General features: G+C 64.1%; 15 protein-coding genes. 3 read left to right on the forward strand and 12 right to left on the reverse strand.

Annotation, left to right across the window (positions count from 1 at the left end):
* Positions 1–247 precede the first annotated feature (247 nt).
* The 7 genes from dksA to ACZ9H4_RS23590 form a co-directional block, all read right to left on the reverse strand.
* Positions 248–667: an RNA polymerase-binding protein DksA gene (gene dksA, locus ACZ9H4_RS23560; protein WP_012431412.1), complete on the reverse strand. Its 420-nt coding sequence runs from the start codon at positions 665–667 to the stop codon at positions 248–250.
* Between the two features lie 647 nt (positions 668–1,314).
* On the reverse strand, positions 1,315–2,409 hold the full coding sequence (locus ACZ9H4_RS23565; RefSeq protein ID WP_476121143.1) for a CobW family GTP-binding protein: 1,095 nt from the start codon (positions 2,407–2,409) through the stop codon (positions 1,315–1,317).
* A 200-nt stretch (positions 2,410–2,609) separates the two neighbouring features.
* Entirely contained in the window at positions 2,610–3,812 is a 1,203-nt protein-coding gene (locus tag ACZ9H4_RS23570; protein WP_408139702.1) for a class I SAM-dependent rRNA methyltransferase, read from the reverse strand.
* Between the two features lie 91 nt (positions 3,813–3,903).
* Complete coding sequence (xerC, locus tag ACZ9H4_RS23575; RefSeq protein WP_408139700.1) at positions 3,904–4,827, reverse strand: tyrosine recombinase XerC; 924 nt, start codon at positions 4,825–4,827, stop codon at positions 3,904–3,906.
* Positions 4,828–4,866: 39 nt separating this feature from the next.
* Positions 4,867–5,589: a DUF484 family protein gene (locus tag ACZ9H4_RS23580; RefSeq protein ID WP_476121146.1), complete on the reverse strand. Its 723-nt coding sequence runs from the start codon at positions 5,587–5,589 to the stop codon at positions 4,867–4,869.
* A gap of 58 nt (positions 5,590–5,647) precedes the next feature.
* Positions 5,648–6,523 (reverse strand): diaminopimelate epimerase, encoded by an 876-nt coding sequence (gene dapF / locus ACZ9H4_RS23585; protein WP_408155928.1) that lies wholly within the window; start codon positions 6,521–6,523, stop codon positions 5,648–5,650.
* 108 nt (positions 6,524–6,631) lie between these two features.
* Complete coding sequence (locus tag ACZ9H4_RS23590) at positions 6,632–7,516, reverse strand: lipid A biosynthesis lauroyl acyltransferase (protein ID WP_408139695.1); 885 nt, start codon at positions 7,514–7,516, stop codon at positions 6,632–6,634.
* A 280-nt stretch (positions 7,517–7,796) separates the two neighbouring features.
* Here ACZ9H4_RS23590 and metK point away from each other — a divergent pair, with 280 nt between their 5' ends.
* Positions 7,797–8,987: a methionine adenosyltransferase gene (gene metK, locus ACZ9H4_RS23595; RefSeq protein WP_408139693.1), complete on the forward strand. Its 1,191-nt coding sequence runs from the start codon at positions 7,797–7,799 to the stop codon at positions 8,985–8,987.
* Positions 8,988–9,144: 157 nt separating this feature from the next.
* Here the strand turns inward: metK and ACZ9H4_RS23600 are convergent, their stop codons facing one another.
* Positions 9,145–9,513, reverse strand: coding sequence for a hypothetical protein (locus ACZ9H4_RS23600; RefSeq protein WP_408155924.1), 369 nt, complete (start codon positions 9,511–9,513; stop codon positions 9,145–9,147).
* Positions 9,514–9,973: 460 nt separating this feature from the next.
* Here ACZ9H4_RS23600 and ACZ9H4_RS23605 point away from each other — a divergent pair, with 460 nt between their 5' ends.
* On the forward strand, positions 9,974–10,735 hold the full coding sequence (locus tag ACZ9H4_RS23605; RefSeq protein WP_476121150.1) for a phytanoyl-CoA dioxygenase family protein: 762 nt from the start codon (positions 9,974–9,976) through the stop codon (positions 10,733–10,735).
* Positions 10,736–10,814: 79 nt separating this feature from the next.
* Here the strand turns inward: ACZ9H4_RS23605 and ACZ9H4_RS23610 are convergent, their stop codons facing one another.
* Positions 10,815–11,021: a DUF3185 family protein gene (locus ACZ9H4_RS23610; RefSeq protein ID WP_408139688.1), complete on the reverse strand. Its 207-nt coding sequence runs from the start codon at positions 11,019–11,021 to the stop codon at positions 10,815–10,817.
* 215 nt (positions 11,022–11,236) lie between these two features.
* On the opposite strand from ACZ9H4_RS23610, the gene mgrA reads away from it, so the two are divergent.
* The gene (gene mgrA / locus ACZ9H4_RS23615; protein ID WP_408323124.1) at positions 11,237–12,280 is read left to right on the forward strand and encodes an L-glyceraldehyde 3-phosphate reductase; all 1,044 of its coding nucleotides are present in this window, start codon (positions 11,237–11,239) and stop codon (positions 12,278–12,280) included.
* A 78-nt stretch (positions 12,281–12,358) separates the two neighbouring features.
* Here the strand turns inward: mgrA and ACZ9H4_RS23620 are convergent, their stop codons facing one another.
* The 3 genes from ACZ9H4_RS23620 to ACZ9H4_RS23630 all read right to left on the reverse strand — a co-directional run bounded on the left by ACZ9H4_RS23620 (position 12,359) and on the right by ACZ9H4_RS23630 (position 15,792).
* Positions 12,359–12,544 carry a hypothetical protein gene (locus ACZ9H4_RS23620; protein WP_042327321.1) on the reverse strand — a complete coding sequence of 62 codons (186 nt, stop codon included), beginning with the start codon at positions 12,542–12,544 and terminating at the stop codon, positions 12,359–12,361.
* Positions 12,545–12,849: 305 nt separating this feature from the next.
* Entirely contained in the window at positions 12,850–14,052 is a 1,203-nt protein-coding gene (locus ACZ9H4_RS23625) for an MFS transporter (protein WP_408155920.1), read from the reverse strand.
* 267 nt (positions 14,053–14,319) lie between these two features.
* On the reverse strand, positions 14,320–15,792 hold the full coding sequence (locus ACZ9H4_RS23630; protein WP_476121153.1) for an efflux transporter outer membrane subunit: 1,473 nt from the start codon (positions 15,790–15,792) through the stop codon (positions 14,320–14,322).
* Between the last annotated feature and the right edge of the window lie 21 nt (positions 15,793–15,813).

A 15,813-nucleotide genomic window follows, 5' to 3' on the forward strand; every position in this document is an offset into this window, starting at 1 on the left:
CTGCGATGGTGCAGCGGGGCGCGGCGCAAAGGAGCGAGCTTCGTCGCAAGGCGACTCGCGTCGCGAAAAACGATAGCCTCTGGACGCCGAATCACATCGGCGATACCGGTCGACGACGGGCTTGAAACCGTCTTCATAGCGCGGCACAAAACAGCGCCGTACAAAAGAAAAAAGGCGCACGTTTCACCGTGCGCCTCTCGACGAAGCAGCGTGTCAGGGCGCGGAGCCGAAGCCGCGCCACAGGCGTTCAGTCGCCGAACAGCTTCTGGCGCAGTTCGCGGCGTTCCTGTGCTTCGAGCGACAGGGTTGCCGTGGGCCGCGCGAGCAGACGCGGAATGCCAATCGGCTCACCGGTTTCCTCGCACCAGCCGTAGTCGCCGGAATCGATGCGCGCGATCGATTGCTGCACCTTCTTCAGCAGCTTGCGCTCGCGGTCGCGCGTGCGCAGTTCGAGCGCATGCTCTTCCTCGATCGTTGCACGGTCGGCCGGGTCCGGCACGATTACGGTTTCGCGCAGGTTCTCGGTCGTCTGGCCGGCATTGCGGAGAATGTCCGCCTGCAGCTGTTCGAGCTTGTTCTTGAAGAAGGCGAGCTGATCCTCATTCATGTAATCCTTGTCGCTCATCTTCAGGATTTCGGCTTCGGTCAAGAGTCGTTTCGTCGTCATCTGGCTTACTTCTTCAATGTGAGGCAAAACTCTTACATAGTGCCCGCACTTTCGTATTGCCCGCAAAGGCGCCTTGAGGACGCGGAAGCGCGAAGGCGGGCACGAACGGTGGACTGTCGTGACGCCGAAGCGCCTGGCGCCCACACGCCGGGCGTCGCAACGCCAATGCGGGGCCGAACTCCTCTGGAAACCGATTCTCAAATGCTCCTGAGGTATTGCTTGCCGGCAGCGCACCTTTTCAGGCAGTGCCAGCCGGCATGATCGGCGTATTTCCCCGGACAAGCTTTTCCGGCGCCGCTTCAGGCCCGGCGCGGCCTACGCGCTGACCGGGCAATTCGTTGTCATTCTCCAGTGGGCACGTATTGTAACTGAATCACAATCCGGCACCGCATCCAGCGAAAATCTGCTTGCAGCGCACTGATATCCCGAAAATATAACGCGCGCACGACCAAAAAGCGATGGTCGTGAACGTATTAATACAGCAGGGTTTTCACGCGCTTTTCATCCGCGTGACTTTTTCGCGGGCTTGCAACGGGCGTCGCGCGCATTCAGCAGATGATTCTCGCCGTGCCTGGGTGGCGCGTGCGTTGAGCGCGCAAGCACGCCTTGTGCCGTGCCGCTGACGCAGCACGGCAAGCGCCTGAAGCTTAGGCGAGACAGGCGTCCAGACCGTCGGTGATCAGGTCTTGCGGCAGTTCGATGCCGATGAACACCATCTTGTTGGTCTTCTTCTCGACCGGCTGCCATTTCGCGGCCAGATCGCTGCCCATCATCTGATGCACGCCCTGGAACACGACCTTGCGATCGACGCCCTTCATGTACAGCACGCCCTTGTAGCGCAGCAGGCGCTCGCCATAAATCTGCAGAATGCCGCCGAGGAAATCTTCGAGCTTGTTCGGATCGAACGGACGATCGTTGCGGTACACGAACGACTTGATCTTGTCGTCGTGATGCGCGTGGCGATGGTGCGCGTGATCGTGGCCTTCGTGGTCGCAATGGCCGTGGTCGTGATCGCAGTTTTCGTGATCGTGGTCCTCATGCGTATGGCCGTGCTCGTCGTGCGCGTGAGCGTGGCTGTGCGCGTGCTCGTCTTCGGCGAGGAAGTCCGGGTCGATTTCCAGCTTCGAATTCAGGTTGAAGCCGCGCAGATCGAAAATTTCCTTGATGTCCGCTTCGCCGAAATTGACGACCTTGATCGCCGCCTTCGGGTTCATGTGCAGCAGACGGTGGCGCAGATCACTCACGTGCTTTTCGTCGACCAGGTCGGCCTTGGTGATGAACAGGCGGTCGGCGAAACCGACCTGGCGCTGCACCACTTCGTGCTCGTCCAGCTGATGGTTCGCGTGCTTCGCGTCGACCAGCGTGATGATCGCGTCGAGCAGAAACTCGCTGGCGATCTGGTCGTCCATGAAGAACGTCTGCGCGACCGGGCCCGGATTCGCGAGACCGGTGGTTTCGATCACGACGCGGTCGAAGTCCACTTCGCCCGCCTGTTTCTTCGCCGCCAGATCGCCGAGCACGCGCGACAGGTCGCCGCGAATCGTGCAGCAGATGCAGCCGTTGCTCATCTGAATGATCTGCTCGCTGGTGTCCTGCACGAGGATTTCGTTGTCGATGTTCTCTTCGCCGAACTCGTTCTCGATGACGGCGATCTTCATGCCGTGCTTTTCGTTCAGGATGCGCTTGAGCAGGGTGGTTTTGCCGCTGCCGAGAAAGCCGGTCAGGATGGTGACTGGGAGCATGTTGGTCGCCTGTAGTTCGTGAAACGGTGCGTGATCGAAAGCGTAGCCGGGCGCGGCGGCCGGATGGCGCGCAGCCCTGTCTAGCCGGTTATTGAAACATATCTGTCAAGCCCGCGCTGACGGCCGGGGTTCGCGCCCGCTGGCGCCAGGGCCGCCCGCGCGCGAAATGAGCCTGAAAATTAAGCTCAAATTATGGGCGATCAGGCGATTTGCAACAGCAGACCCTTCAGGTATTCGCCTTCCGGGAACGCCGTGAGCAGCGGATGATCCACGCCCGCGCCGAGGCGCTTGAGAATGCGCGCATCGACGCGCGCGTCGGCGGCCGCGCTGGAGACGATCTTCTGGAACAGGTCGGAATCGATCGCGCCCGAGCACGAGTAGGTGAACAGCAAGCCGCCCGGGCGCAGCAGCTTCAGGCCGGTCAGATTGATGTCCTTGTAAGCGCGCGACGCGCGATCCACGTGTTCACGCGACGGCGCGAATTTCGGCGGATCGAGCACGATCAGGTCGAAGCGCTCGCCTTCGTCGTACAGGCGGCGCAGCGTCTTGAACGCGTCGGCGTCGAGCCAGGTGGCGCGTTCGGCGTCGAAGCCGTTGGCCGCCACGTTCTGCTGGGCGAGGGCCAGTGCTTCGCCCGACGAATCGATCGAAACCACCCGCTTCGCGCCACCCTTTAACGCGGCCAGCGAGAATCCGCCGGTGTAGCAGAAGCAGTTCAGCACGTCGCGATCCTGCGCGAGCTGCTGCACCAGCAGGCGGTTGTCGCGCTGATCGACGTAAAAGCCGGTTTTGTGGCCGTTGCGCACGTCGACGTGATAGCGCACGCCGTTTTCGCTCGAAATCAACGCGTCCGACGGCGCCTCGCCCGCCAGCACGCCGGTGATCTGTTCGAGTCCTTCCTTCTGGCGAATCGACACGTCCGAACGTTCGTAGACATTCGGGCAGCCCGTCGCGCCGACCAGTGCCGCGACGATCGCTTCCTTCCACGCCTCGACACCCGCCGCCATGAACTGGCAGACGATCTGACTGCGCTGGCCTGCGTCCTCGGCGACGTAATGATCGACGATCAGGCCGGGCAGTCCGTCCGCTTCGCCGAAAATCAGCCGTACCGCGCCGGTGTCGTGCACCATCGTCTGACGATGCGCGAGCGCGCGCTGCACGCGGCGCTTGAAAAACGCGTGATCGATCGGCTCGGTTTCGTCGAAGCTCCACACGCGCGCGCGGATCTGCGAATGCGGGCTGTAGGCGGCGCGCGCGAGAAAGCGGCCGTCGTGCGCGCGCACCAGCACGGTCGCGCCGGGCGCGGGATGGCCATCGACGCGGTCGATCGCGTTGGCATAAACCCACGGATGGCGGCGCAGCAGCGATTTTTCTTTCGACGGTTTGAGCGTAACGGTATTCATCAGGATGTCAGCAGAGCAATGGGCCGCGTGGCAACGCGCACGCAGCGAGTGAAGCGAAAGCGCAGGAGACTACACGCCGCAACACGCGGCGTCAGTCGCGTTTTTTGGCGCGCGGATGCGCCTGGTCGTAGACGTGGGCGAGGTGCTGGAAATCGAGCGCGGTGTAGACCTGCGTAGCGGTGATGCTGGCATGGCCGAGCAGTTCCTGCACCGCGCGTAGATCGCCGCTCGACTGCAGCACGTGCGTCGCGAACGAATGCCGCAGCACGTGCGGATGCACATTGGCTGGAATGCCCGCGACTAGCGCCGCGCGCTTCACGCGTTCACGCACGACATTCGGCGACAGCCGGTTGCCGCGCGCCGACAGAAACAGCGGATGCGGATCGTGCTTCACCATCTGGCTGCGCACCGCGAGCCACGCGTTCAGCGCGTCGAGCGCCTTGCTGCCGACCGGCACGACGCGGCGCCGGTTGCCCTTGCCGAGCACTTCGACTTCGGCGGACTCCAGCTTGAGCCAGCCGGCGGAGCGGTAGCCCCCGGCATCGGCGAAACGGGCGTCGAGGCCGACCAGCTCCGCCAGGCGCAGACCGGACGAGTAAAACAGTTCGAGCATCGCGTGATCGCGCAGACCTTCGGGCGATGCGGCGGGCGGCGTTTCCATCAGGCGCGTGGCGTCGTCGACGGAAAGGGCCTTGGGCAGCGTCCTCGCCTGCTTCGGCGCGCGCACGGTGGCGACAGGGTTGGCCGGCAGATCGACGCGTCCGGCGAGCCAGCGATAAAACGCACGCCACGCCGACAGCCGGTGACTGATCGAGCGCGCCGTCAGGCCGCCCGCATGGGCGCGCGCCACGGCGCCGCGGATGTCGACGGCGCTCAGGCTTTCGAGTGGCCGCCCTTTGGCCAGCAGCCTGAGCTCTGCGAGTTCATGGGTGTAGCCGCGCAACGTATGCGCCGACAACCGCCGCTCATGTTCGAGATTCGACAGATAGGCGGCGATCGGATCGGCGGCGGTCACGGTGGTGGGCCTGGGCGCGTGCGGGCGAGCGAGCGCGGCTCAGCGCGGCAGCAGACGGCTCAGCGCGGCGCTGGCCAGTGCGCCGATCTGCGTCAGGAAATCGGTGGCCATGCCGTCGTGGAAGCGGCGCGAATCGGCCGAGCCCATCACCAGCAGACCGAAGGTGGGCGCTTCTTCGTTGGCCTCCGGGTCGCGCAGCGCGAGCAACGCAATCGATTCGGTGGCGTGCGCCGACTCGGACGTGGCATTGCCGGGTGCGCTCTCGTCCGCCACCGCGTTGACCGCCGGAGTCAGCCACTGCGCGGCTTCGAAGCCGGTGTTCGCGCCGCAATACGGCGTCGTGAGACTGCTCGCGAAAATGCGCACTTCCTCGCCGACGTGGCGCGCGAAGTCGGCCTGAGCGTAAGGCTCGGCCACGTCCCACACGCGCAGCGCGGCCTGCGGCACGTCGAAAATCTCGCGCAAGCCGGTGGCGATCGTGCGCGGCAGCGCGTACGGATCGCGCTCGGCCATCACGCGGATGGTCCAGCGGTTGAATTTCGACGCGATGCTGTCGTTCTCGTGGCCGTAACGCAGCAGTTCGGCGAGACGCCGTTCGAGATGCTTGTTCTTGTCGCGCAGCATTTCCATCTGCCGTTCCTGTAGCGACACCGCGGCTTTGCCGTGCGGGTTCCCGAGCCGGATGGTCGCTAGGATTTCCGCGTGTTCGGCGAAGAATTCGGGGTTGGCGAGCAGGTATTCGGCGACTTCGCGATCGTTCATGGTTTCGGCTAAAGGACTACAGGACGACGCCCCAAGGGCGGCGCATCGGTCAATGAGTTTAAGCGGCCAACGAGTCGGCCAGTTCGATCTCGCCTTCGAAAACGGTGGCTGCGGGGCCCGCCATCAGCAGCGGTTCGCCCTCGCGGGTACTGTCCCACGTGATCGTCAGCTTGCCGCCGTGCGTGTGGACCAGCACCGGCGCGTCCAGCAGCCCGCGCCGGATGCCCGCCGCGACCGCCGCGCAGGCGCCCGTGCCGCAGGCGAGCGTTTCGCCCGCGCCGCGTTCATACACGCGCAGCTTGATCTCGCTGCGGCCGACGATCTGCATGAAGCCCGCGTTCACTCGCTGCGGGAAGCGCGCATGGCGTTCGATCACGGGGCCTTCGACCAGCACCGGGAAAGCTTCGACGTCGTCGACCACCTGCACCGCATGCGGATTGCCCATCGACACCACTGAAACCCAGCGCGTCGTGCCGCTTACGTCGAGCGGCCAGAGCGTGTCCGCGCCCTGGCGGCGGCCTTCGAGGCCTTTGGTGGCGAACGGCACGCGCTCCGGGTCGAACACCGGCGCGCCCATGTCGACCAGCACTTCACCGTTGTCCTGCTCGGTCAGCGTAATGGTGCCCTTTTGCACTTGCACGCGCACGCTGCGCCGATCGGTCAGGCCGCGGTCGCGCACGAACTTGACGAAGCAGCGCGCGCCATTGCCGCAGTGCTCGACCTCGCCGCCGTCGCAATTGAAGATGCGATATCTGAAATCGACGCCATCCACGGTGGGCTTTTCGACCAGCAGCAATTGATCGGCGCCGACGCCGAAATGCCGGTCCGCGAGCGCGCGCACCTGCGCCGGGCTCAGATTGACCGGTTGGGTGAAGCCGTCGAGCACGACGAAGTCGTTGCCCGCGCCGTGCATCTTGGTGAATTTCAGTTTCATCACGCTATTGTAAGTGACGCACCGGCAGGTGCGCCGAACGCCGCGTTATTTCCGCGTTCGGGCGGCTTTCCCGGCTGGCCGCGCCGGCGTCGTTCAGGTCGATCCGGGTCAGTACACGCTCGGGACGCCCGGCGGTCGTGTCTTGAAGCGCTTGTGCACCCAGTAGTACTGCTCGGGCAGCAGCGGAATCTGTTCTTCGAGGAAGGCGTTCATGCGTCGCGCGTCCGCGTCGTCGTCGCCGGTGGGGTAGTTGTCCCAGGGCTTGAACACCTTGAGGCGGTAACCCTTGTAGTTCGGCAGCACTTCGCCGATGAACGGCACGACCTGCGCGTGGCCGACCTTGGCGAGACGTCCCACCGCGGTCAGCGTGCAGGTCGGCACACCGAAGAACGGCACGAAGGTGGAATTGCGCGCGCCGTAGTCCATGTCGGCGCCGAGCATCACCGGCTTGCGATCGCGCAGCCAGCGCAGCACGATGCGCGCGCTGTCGGCGCGGCTCGCCATGTCCGCGCCGAAACGCGCGCGCGCCGCTTTGGCGACCTCTTCGAGTTCCGGGTTCGACATCGGCTGATACAGCGAGCCGCATTGACGCTTGAGCGAGTAGTTCAGGAAGATCGACCCGGCCTCGATGCCGACGAAGTGAAAGCCGAGAAACAGCGTGGGCGGCAGGTTCGGGTCCGTCAGATCGATCGCGCTGTCGAGCTGGATCAACTTTTCGAGCTTCTTCGCCGAGCCGAACCACTGCACGCTGCGTTCGATGTAGCTGCGGATCGCGTGGCGGAAGTGCTTCTGTGCGACGTCTTTGCGGCGCTCATCGCTCCACTCGGGAAAGCACAGCGTCAGATTGGTGTGCACGATGCGCTTGCGCCGGCTCGGAATCTGATAGAGCAGCCAGCCGAGCCCGTCGCCGAAACGGGCGACGAGGCCATAGGGCAGCAGTGCAAAAAGTCTCAACAGCCCGATCGCGAGCTTCGCGCCATAGCGGCTCAGCATGTTGCCTCCAGGAAAGAAGAGGCGCTGCGCACGACCGATTTCAGGAAAGCGGAAGAATTGACGTAATACCGCACTCGAGGACACTCTGTGACAATCAAAGGAAGTCGCTATAATAAGGGCTTCGCCGAGTTAATAGACAACTTGCGGGGCGAAGCTGGCGGGTGCGATCCATGTGATATGCGCCGGCCGGTCAAAGTAATCCGCTAAAGCGTCGCCGCTTCAGACTCCCGAAGCTGGCTACGTGAAACTCAACCGTAACCATCAAACAGGAGTCTGCAACGTGGCAAACGACTATCTCTTCACTTCAGAATCCGTTTCCGAAGGCCATCCCGACAAAGTCGCGGATCAAATCTCGGACGCCATTCTCGACGCGATTCTGGCTCAGGACAAATACTCGCGTGTCGCAGCAGAAACGCTGTGCAACACGGGTCTGGTCGTGCTGGCCGGTGAAATCACCACCACGGCGAACGTCGATTACATCCAGGTCGCGCGCAACACCATCAAGCGCATCGGCTACGACAACACAGACTACGGCATCGACTACCGCGGCTGCGCGGTGCTCGTCGCGTACGACAAGCAATCGCCGGACATCGCCCAGGGCGTGGATCGCGCGCACGACAACAACCTCGATCAAGGCGCCGGCGACCAGGGCCTGATGTTCGGTTACGCGTGTGAAGAAACGCCGGAACTGATGCCTCTGCCGATCCACCTTTCGCACCGTCTGGTCGAGCGTCAGGCGAATCTGCGCCGCGACGGCCGTCTGCCCTGGCTGCGTCCGGATGCGAAGTCGCAGGTCACCGTGCGTTATGTCGACGGCAAGCCGCATTCTATCGACACCGTCGTGCTGTCCACGCAGCACTCCCCGGACATCGATCTGGACACGCTGCGCGAAGCCGTGATCGAAGAAGTCATCAAGCCGACGCTGCCCGCCGAGCTCATCAAGGGCGACATCAAGTTCCTGGTGAACCCGACCGGCCGTTTCGTGATTGGCGGCCCGCAAGGCGATTGCGGCCTGACGGGCCGCAAGATCATCGTCGATACGTACGGCGGTGCCGCGCCCCACGGTGGTGGTGCGTTCTCGGGCAAGGACCCGTCGAAGGTCGATCGCTCGGCGGCTTATGCAGGCCGTTATGTCGCGAAGAACATCGTGGCCGCTGGCCTCGCGTCGCGTTGCCTGATTCAGGTGTCGTACGCGATCGGCGTTGCGCAACCGACTTCGGTGATGGTCAACACGTTCGGCACGGGCCGCGTGTCGGATGCGACGATCACGCGTCTGGTGCAGGAGCATTTCGACCTGCGGCCGAAGGGCATCATCCAGATGCTCGACCTGCTGCGCCCGATCTACGAGAAGAGCGCTGCTTATGGTCACTTCGGCCGCGAAGAGCCGGAATTCACGTGGGAAGCCACGGACAAGGCGCTCGCGCTGGCGGAAGCCGCAGGCACCGAACCGGTTGCCGCGCTCGCCGAATAAGCACGCGCTCCCCGTTCAAACAAAAACCCCGCCGGCGTGAGCCGGGCGGGGTTTTTTATCGCCTTGCGTACTGCGTGACTGCTTCGTCGTGCGGTTACTCCGCGTTGTGCGACATCCGCGCCAGCGATGCCGGCGGGGTGCGTGTCCGAGACCCGTCTTAACGGCTCGCAAACGCGAACACGAACCAGCCGCTGCTGCTGCTCGTCGACATACGGCGCGGGCGGCGGCTCGTATTCTGCCGCGCGACGACCGGTGCACGTTGCGCGGCGGTGAGCCGCAGTGGCGTCGGTTTGCGCAGCAGCGTGCGCAGCGAGAAGCGGCGCGAACCGCCTTGCAGACGCAGTGCGGAGAAGAACGTGTGGAACCAGGTGCGAATGCCGTCGACTGCTTTGGCATCGCGCCACTGTTCGCCCAACGCACGGGTGCGCGTGGCGTGGTGACGCAGCGCACGCACGACGTGGCGGCGCGCGGGACGCGCCGCTTTCAGCGCGGCGCGGGTAAGACGGGTGCTCAGAAGAGTATGCATGGCTTCACAGGTAGGCAACGTGTCGCGCGACGGAAGGTGCGCCAATAGCAGCACCAAACATGCCAAAGGCAGGGTCTCGAGGGACGGCGCGAAGGCCCGGAATTCGTCGGGAAAAAGGGCGGAGCTCGGCGGCGCGGGCTTGGGCAGCCTGCGCACGGCGCAAAAGTGCGGGAGCGGCGATCAACATGCGTGCAGGCTACACGCGATTCATGACGGCAGAAAGTCGGGTTTTTACCCTGCAAACGCGGGTTTTTACGAAGATGACCGCCGCGCAGGCCCCCACGGTTGCGCCGTCGCGATCGATTATCGTGCGCGTTTGCCCCGTCGCTGTGCCGTGGGAACGCTCCTGCGCGTGAAAGTAGTGCGTAAGGCTGCGGCGCGTTGGCGGGCGAAACTGCGCGCAGTGCGATCGCGCCCGTTTTACAATCGAGCATCAGCTAGTCGACAGTAACGGATCACCATGTCATTTCATTCGAAGAAAGAGCAGATTCAGACGTTGCGGGAGCAGGGCTTCGTCGTGGTGCCCGGCCTGGTGTCGCCCGAGCGTTGCGCCGAATTGAAGCAGATCGCGCAGCATCAGTTGCAGGAAGCGGCGGCGCCGATCGAATTCGAAGCGGATCTGCAGTACCCCGGCGCGCCGTCGTCGAAACACGCGCCGGGCGGCCATACGGTACGGCGGCTGCTGGATGCGTATGGGCGTCATCCGGCGTTCGCACAGTGGGCGACCGCGCCGGAAATTCGCGGCTGGATGGAGTTGTACTTCGGTGAAGAGCCGCGCCTGTCGCGCGCGCATCACAACTGCATGATGACCAAACACCCCGCATACGGCAGCCTGACCGGCTGGCATCGCGATGTGCGCTACTGGTCGTTCGAGCGTGACGATCTGGTGTCGGTGTGGCTCGCGGTTGGGTGGGAAACGGTCGATAACGGCGCGCTGTGGCTCGTGCCGAAGTCGCACAGCGAGTCGTTCACGTCCGACCGGTTCGATGAAGCCAAATTTTTCCGCTCCGACCTCGAAGAGAACCAGGCCTGGATTCGCGCGGCGGTGTCGCCCGAACTGAAGGCCGGGGACGTCGTGTTCTTCCACTGCAACACGCTGCATTCAGCGGGCAAAAACCTCAGCGATCAGGTGAAGTTTTCTCTCGTGTACACGTATCACGGCGCGAGCAATGTGCCGTTGCCGGGTACCCGTTCGGCTGCCAAGCCTGAAGTGGCGTTTTAGGTGTTTATCTTTGGCGGCGGCGCTTGTGCGCGTTCATTCATACGATCGAACGCCAAGCGCCGCACCCGCCCATCAACGCTTACCGTTTGCGCCCGGACAATGCGATTCCCGTGAGTCCGGCGAGCGTGGCTACCACGCCGGCCACGATCAGCATGATCGCCTTGTTGCTCGGCGAGCCGGTGAACACGCGCGCGACGTCGCTGCTCACCGAATTGAACGCCTGCCCACCGAAATACAGCAACACGATCCCGCCGACGAGCAGCGCGAATGAAATAGCCTTCGTCATGCATTCCTCCCATAAGCTTCGACGGGCCAAAGTGTAGGGGACCCGCAAGCCATCGTCCATCCCGCATACTGGGCGTCTGCACGCATCGCGTCGATTGGCTACCATAGCGCTCTAGCTGCACTTCGCATAAACCCAAAAAGCAGCCTGCCTCTCGCAACGTGTGATCGCCTCACGCCCGCACTGACCGGGCCACTTCACCAACAAGGACACTAGCAATGGCTTACGAAGCAGCTTCAGAACGCTATTCGGACATGCAATACCGCGTCTGCGGCAAGTCGGGCCTCAAACTGCCGGCGCTGTCGCTCGGCTTGTGGCACAACTTCGGCGACACCACGCCGATTTCCACGCAGCGCGACATCCTGCGCACGGCGTTCGATCTCGGCATCACCCACTTCGACCTCGCGAACAACTACGGGCCGCCGTACGGCAGCGCGGAGACGAACTTCGGGCGTCTGTTCAAGGACGACTTCAAACCGTATCGCGACGAGCTGCTGATTTCGTCGAAGGCCGGTTGGGACATGTGGCCGGGTCCGTACGGCCAGGGCGGCGGCTCGCGCAAGTACGTGCTCGCGAGTCTCGATCAGAGCCTGCAACGCATGGGCCTCGACTACGTCGATATCTTCTATTCGCATCGTTTCGATGCCGACACGCCGCTCGAAGAAACCGCCGGTGCATTGGCGAGCGCCGTGCAGCAAGGCAAGGCGCTGTACATCGGTATTTCGTCGTACTCGGCAACCAAGACGCTCGAAATGACGAAGCTGCTCGCCGAGTACAAAGTGCCGCTGCTGATCCATCAACCCGCGTACAACATGCTCAACCGCTGGATCGAGCATGAGCTGCTGGATACGCTGGAGAAGGTCGGCGCGGGCACGATCGCATTCACGCCGCTCGCGCAGGGTTTGCTCACCGGCAAATACCTGAACGGCGTGCCGGACGATGCGCGCGTCAACAAGCCGGGCGGCGGTTCGTTGAAGCAGGAGCATCTGAGCCCGCAAAACATCGAGCATGTGCGCAAGCTCAACGACATCGCGCAGCGTCGCGGACAGAGCCTCGCGCAAATGGCGCTCGCATGGGCATTGCGCGATTCGCGCGTGACGTCGGTGCTGATCGGCGCGAGCCGTGCGGAACAGGTGCGCGAGAACGTCGGTGCGTTGAAGAACCTCGTGTTCACGAAGGATGAACTCGCGGAGATCGATCGCTATGCGACCGAAGGCGGAGTCAATCTGTGGGAGAAGCCGTCGACGGATCAGGCCATCTGATCATCGCGACTCGCATCCGCAGAAAGCCGATAAGCAGAAGCGAAAAAGCCGCCGGTGAGGCGGCTTTTGTACTGTGCGCTACACGAGCGCCGGAAGACCTTCGACCAGCGCGACCGCGCACATCACGCCGATCAGTGCGCCCAGCACACGCAGCGCGTTGTGCCGCATTTCCGTTTTGCAAGGTAGCGCGCCGACGAATAGCGCGCCCGCGAGCGCCATCGGAATGACGAGGATGAAATCGCCGATCGTGAAGTAGGTCGTCATATTCGTCTCCCATGCAACATGGTTGCTATGTATTGGTCGCGAAGGGACGGCTCGATCTGCCGGAGTCATTCACCGCCCCCGCTCGATTTGAGTATAGAAGACCGTTGGACCGGCGTAGCAACGACGTGCGGCGCCGCGGCGACTTTTCGCAAGGCGCTGAATGCGCTGCGACAAGGCTCGCCACGATTGGCGCGGCGCAGCAAACAAATCGAAAAAAATGAAGTGCTTGCTTACGCCGGCCTTACTTTTTGGCGTTATTCAATGCGCAGTGGGTTGCAGATTGAACAGATTGAACAGCTTGGAGCTTAGGCGCCCGCCCGTTCGCGTCCGCGCAAACGCCTCGCCGCAATGAGCCCGATGACGAGCAACGCGCCCACGAGTCCCGCGACGCCATTCCATCCATGACCGGCCCACACGTGGCCGCCGTACGAACCGACCACGCTCGAACCGATGTAATACGCAAGCAGGTAGAGCGCGGCGGCCTGGCCTTTCGCGTCCTTGGCGAGGCGTCCCACCCAGCCGCTCGCCACCGAGTGCCCGGCGAAAAAACCGAACGTCACGCACGCGATGCCGGTGGCGATCATCGCCAGCGGATGCAGCATCGTGAGGGCGAGACCGACCAGCATCAGCAGCAAACTGCCGGTGAGCACACGGGCACGGCCGAACGTATCGGCCATGCGCCCCGACCATGGCGACGCGATCACACCGGTCAGATACACGACGAAGATCGCGCCGATCTCCGTTTGATTCAATCGATACGGCGGCGCGAGCAGCCGGTAGCCGATGTAGTTGTACAGCGTGACGAAGCTGCCCATCAGCACGAAGCCGAGCAGGAACAGCAAGGGCAGACCCGGCCGCGTGAACTGCTTGAGCAGCGCGGTGCGGTGATGCGCGAAGCCGAGTCCGCGTCGCGGCACGAAGTGACGCGACGGTGGCAGCAGCGCGCGAAACGCGAGCATCGACAGAAGGCCGAGCACCCCGATCGTGCCGATCGCCATGCGCCACGAGAACAGATCCGCGACGACACCCGTGATCACGCGTCCCGCCATGCCGCCGATCGCGGTGCCGCCGACATAGAGGCCCATCGCTAGACCGAGGCCGTCGGGATGCACTTCCTCGGCGAGGTAGGCCATCGCGACGGCGGGCACGCCGCCAAGCGCGAGACCGAGGAGCGTGCGCAGCACGAGCAACTGATGCCACTGCGGCGCGATCGACACGCCGATCGTCAGCAAGGCCGACACGGTCAGCGATAGCGTCATCAGTTTGTGACGGCTCCAGCCTTCGGAGACGAAGCCGGCGACGAACACGGCGAGCGCGAGCGCGGCGGTGGTGAGCGAGAGCGACAAGCTGCTTTGCGCGGGCGTCACGTCGAACGCCGCGGAAAACGATGGCAGCAATGGCTGCACGCAGTAGAGCAGCGAGAAGGTCGCGTAACCGGCGAACAGAAGCGCGATGCTGGCGCGCCAATAGGCGCGCGTGCCGCGTTCGAGATAGGGGATGTCGGGCACGGCGCAAGCGTTGGGAGAAGCAGATGAAGAAGGAACAGCCGAGGTAGCAGTCCGCTGGGATTCCGGCGGCGGGGTCACGAAAAAATCTCCTTGGGGAACGCAAAAAGCGCAAAAAGGAGTTAAGGATACGCTGAAATGTTGATGCAGGCCGCCGCGCGGCACGGCAAGGTCCCGCGAAGGGGCGGCCTCGCGTGAGTGCGCAGGGGGCGCTGCACGGCTTTTTGATGCAGTAAAAGCCGCTCACCGAAGCCGATAGCGGCCCGTGCGCTAGCCCTGCGCCGCTGCATCACTGGCCGGCGGCGACGGATGCACGATCTGCTCGTCGGTCGGCAGTGTCGACGCATCCCAGCCGCCGCCGAGCGCCTTGACCAGCGCGACGCTCGCGGCCATCCGGCGGCGCGCAATCGCCACCGCGGTGCGCTCGTTGGTGAGCGCCGTCGTTTGCGCGACGACCACGTCGAGATATGTGAACGCGCCGTTTTTGTAGCGGTCCGACACGACCGCCAGCGCGCGCTGCGCGGCACTCACCGCGTCGTCCTGCGCGGCGGCTTCCTGTTCGAGCACGCGCAGCGCGGCGAGATTGTCCTCGACCTGGCCGAATGCGGCGAGCACCGTTTGCCGGTATTGCGCGACGCTTTCGTCATAGTGCGCGCGGGCCTGTTCCTTCACGGATGCGCGTCCGCCGAAGTCGAGCAGCGTGCCCGCGAGCGCCGGCCCGAGCGACCACAAGCGGCTCGGCGCGAGCAGCCATTGACTGTAGTTCGTCGCTTCGAGGCCGCCCGTCACCGACAGAATCAGGTTCGGGAAGAACGCGGCCGTCGCGACGCCGATCTGCGCGTTCATCCCGGCGACCTGCCTTTCCGCGGCCGCGATGTCGGGACGCCGTTCGAGCAGCGCGGACGGCACGCCCGCTTGCGCCACCACGGGCATGGCCGCGAGCGGCGCGACCGGCAGCGAGAAAGTGGATGGCGGCTGGCCGATCAGGATCGCGATCGCGTGTTCGAGCTGCGCGCGCTGCACGCCGAGGTCGAGTGCTTGTGCTTCGGTGGTCTTCAGTTGCGTCTGCGCCTGCGCGACATCGGCGTCGGTGGCGATGCCGCCGGCGTAGCGGTGCTGCGTCAGATCCAGCGCTTCGCGGTAGGCCTTGATCGTGTCGTCGAGAAGTTGGCGCTCCTGGTCGAGTCCGCGCAGTTCGAAGTAGTCCGTCGCGAGTTCGGCCTGCATCGACAGGAGCACGGCTTGCGTGTCGGCGGCGCTCGCCTGCGCTTGCGCTTTCGCGCCTTCGACGCTGCGCGACACGCGGCCCCACAGGTCAGGTTCCCACGACGCGTCGGCTTGCACGAGATAGTCGTTCAGCGTGAGGCCGGCGGTCGATTTGTGCAGCACGTTTTCCGAGGATCGCGCGCGCGAGTAGGCCGCATTCGCGGTGACCAGCGGGAAGAAACTCGATCGATATTGCGCGACCGTGGCGCGCGCGGCGCGAAAGCGCGCTTCGGCGGCCTGCACGTTCTGGTTCGCGCCGGCGACCTGCTGTTCGAGCGCATCGAGCGATGGGTCCGCGTAGATGCTCCACCAGGTGCCGCGCGTGAGCGTGTCGGCGGGTTGCGCGGGCTTCCAGCCGGTGCCTTCGAGTTCCTTGAAGGTGGCTGCGGTGGGTGTGGGAGGTTTGACGTAGTCGGGGCCGACTGTGCAAGCGGTGAGGGTGATGGCTAGGGTCAGCGCGCATGCTGAGGCGCTCATGGAAACGGGCACGAGGGCGCG

It is taken from the genome of Paraburkholderia sp. TE9906 (assembly GCF_056279605.1).

What these genes read in the sequence shown, in the direction of transcription:
- dksA (WP_012431412.1), bottom strand. Translation starts at nt 667, where the DNA reads ATGACGACGAAACGACTCTTGACCGAAGCCGAAATCCTGAAGATGAGC.
- ACZ9H4_RS23565 (WP_476121143.1), bottom strand. Translation starts at nt 2,409, where the DNA reads ATGCTCCCAGTCACCATCCTGACCGGCTTTCTCGGCAGCGGCAAAACC.
- ACZ9H4_RS23570 (WP_408139702.1), bottom strand. Translation starts at nt 3,812, where the DNA reads ATGAATACCGTTACGCTCAAACCGTCGAAAGAAAAATCGCTGCTGCGC.
- ACZ9H4_RS23580 (WP_476121146.1), bottom strand. Translation starts at nt 5,589, where the DNA reads ATGAACGATCGCGAAGTCGCCGAATACCTGCTCGCCAACCCCGAATTC.
- dapF (WP_408155928.1), bottom strand. Translation starts at nt 6,523, where the DNA reads ATGAAACTGAAATTCACCAAGATGCACGGCGCGGGCAACGACTTCGTC.
- ACZ9H4_RS23590 (WP_408139695.1), bottom strand. Translation starts at nt 7,516, where the DNA reads ATGCTGAGCCGCTATGGCGCGAAGCTCGCGATCGGGCTGTTGAGACTT.
- ACZ9H4_RS23600 (WP_408155924.1), bottom strand. Translation starts at nt 9,513, where the DNA reads ATGCATACTCTTCTGAGCACCCGTCTTACCCGCGCCGCGCTGAAAGCG.
- ACZ9H4_RS23605 (WP_476121150.1), top strand. Translation starts at nt 9,974, where the DNA reads ATGTCATTTCATTCGAAGAAAGAGCAGATTCAGACGTTGCGGGAGCAG.
- ACZ9H4_RS23610 (WP_408139688.1), bottom strand. Translation starts at nt 11,021, where the DNA reads ATGACGAAGGCTATTTCATTCGCGCTGCTCGTCGGCGGGATCGTGTTG.
- mgrA (WP_408323124.1), top strand. Translation starts at nt 11,237, where the DNA reads ATGGCTTACGAAGCAGCTTCAGAACGCTATTCGGACATGCAATACCGC.
- ACZ9H4_RS23620 (WP_042327321.1), bottom strand. Translation starts at nt 12,544, where the DNA reads ATGACGACCTACTTCACGATCGGCGATTTCATCCTCGTCATTCCGATG.
- ACZ9H4_RS23630 (WP_476121153.1), bottom strand. Translation starts at nt 15,792, where the DNA reads ATGAGCGCCTCAGCATGCGCGCTGACCCTAGCCATCACCCTCACCGCT.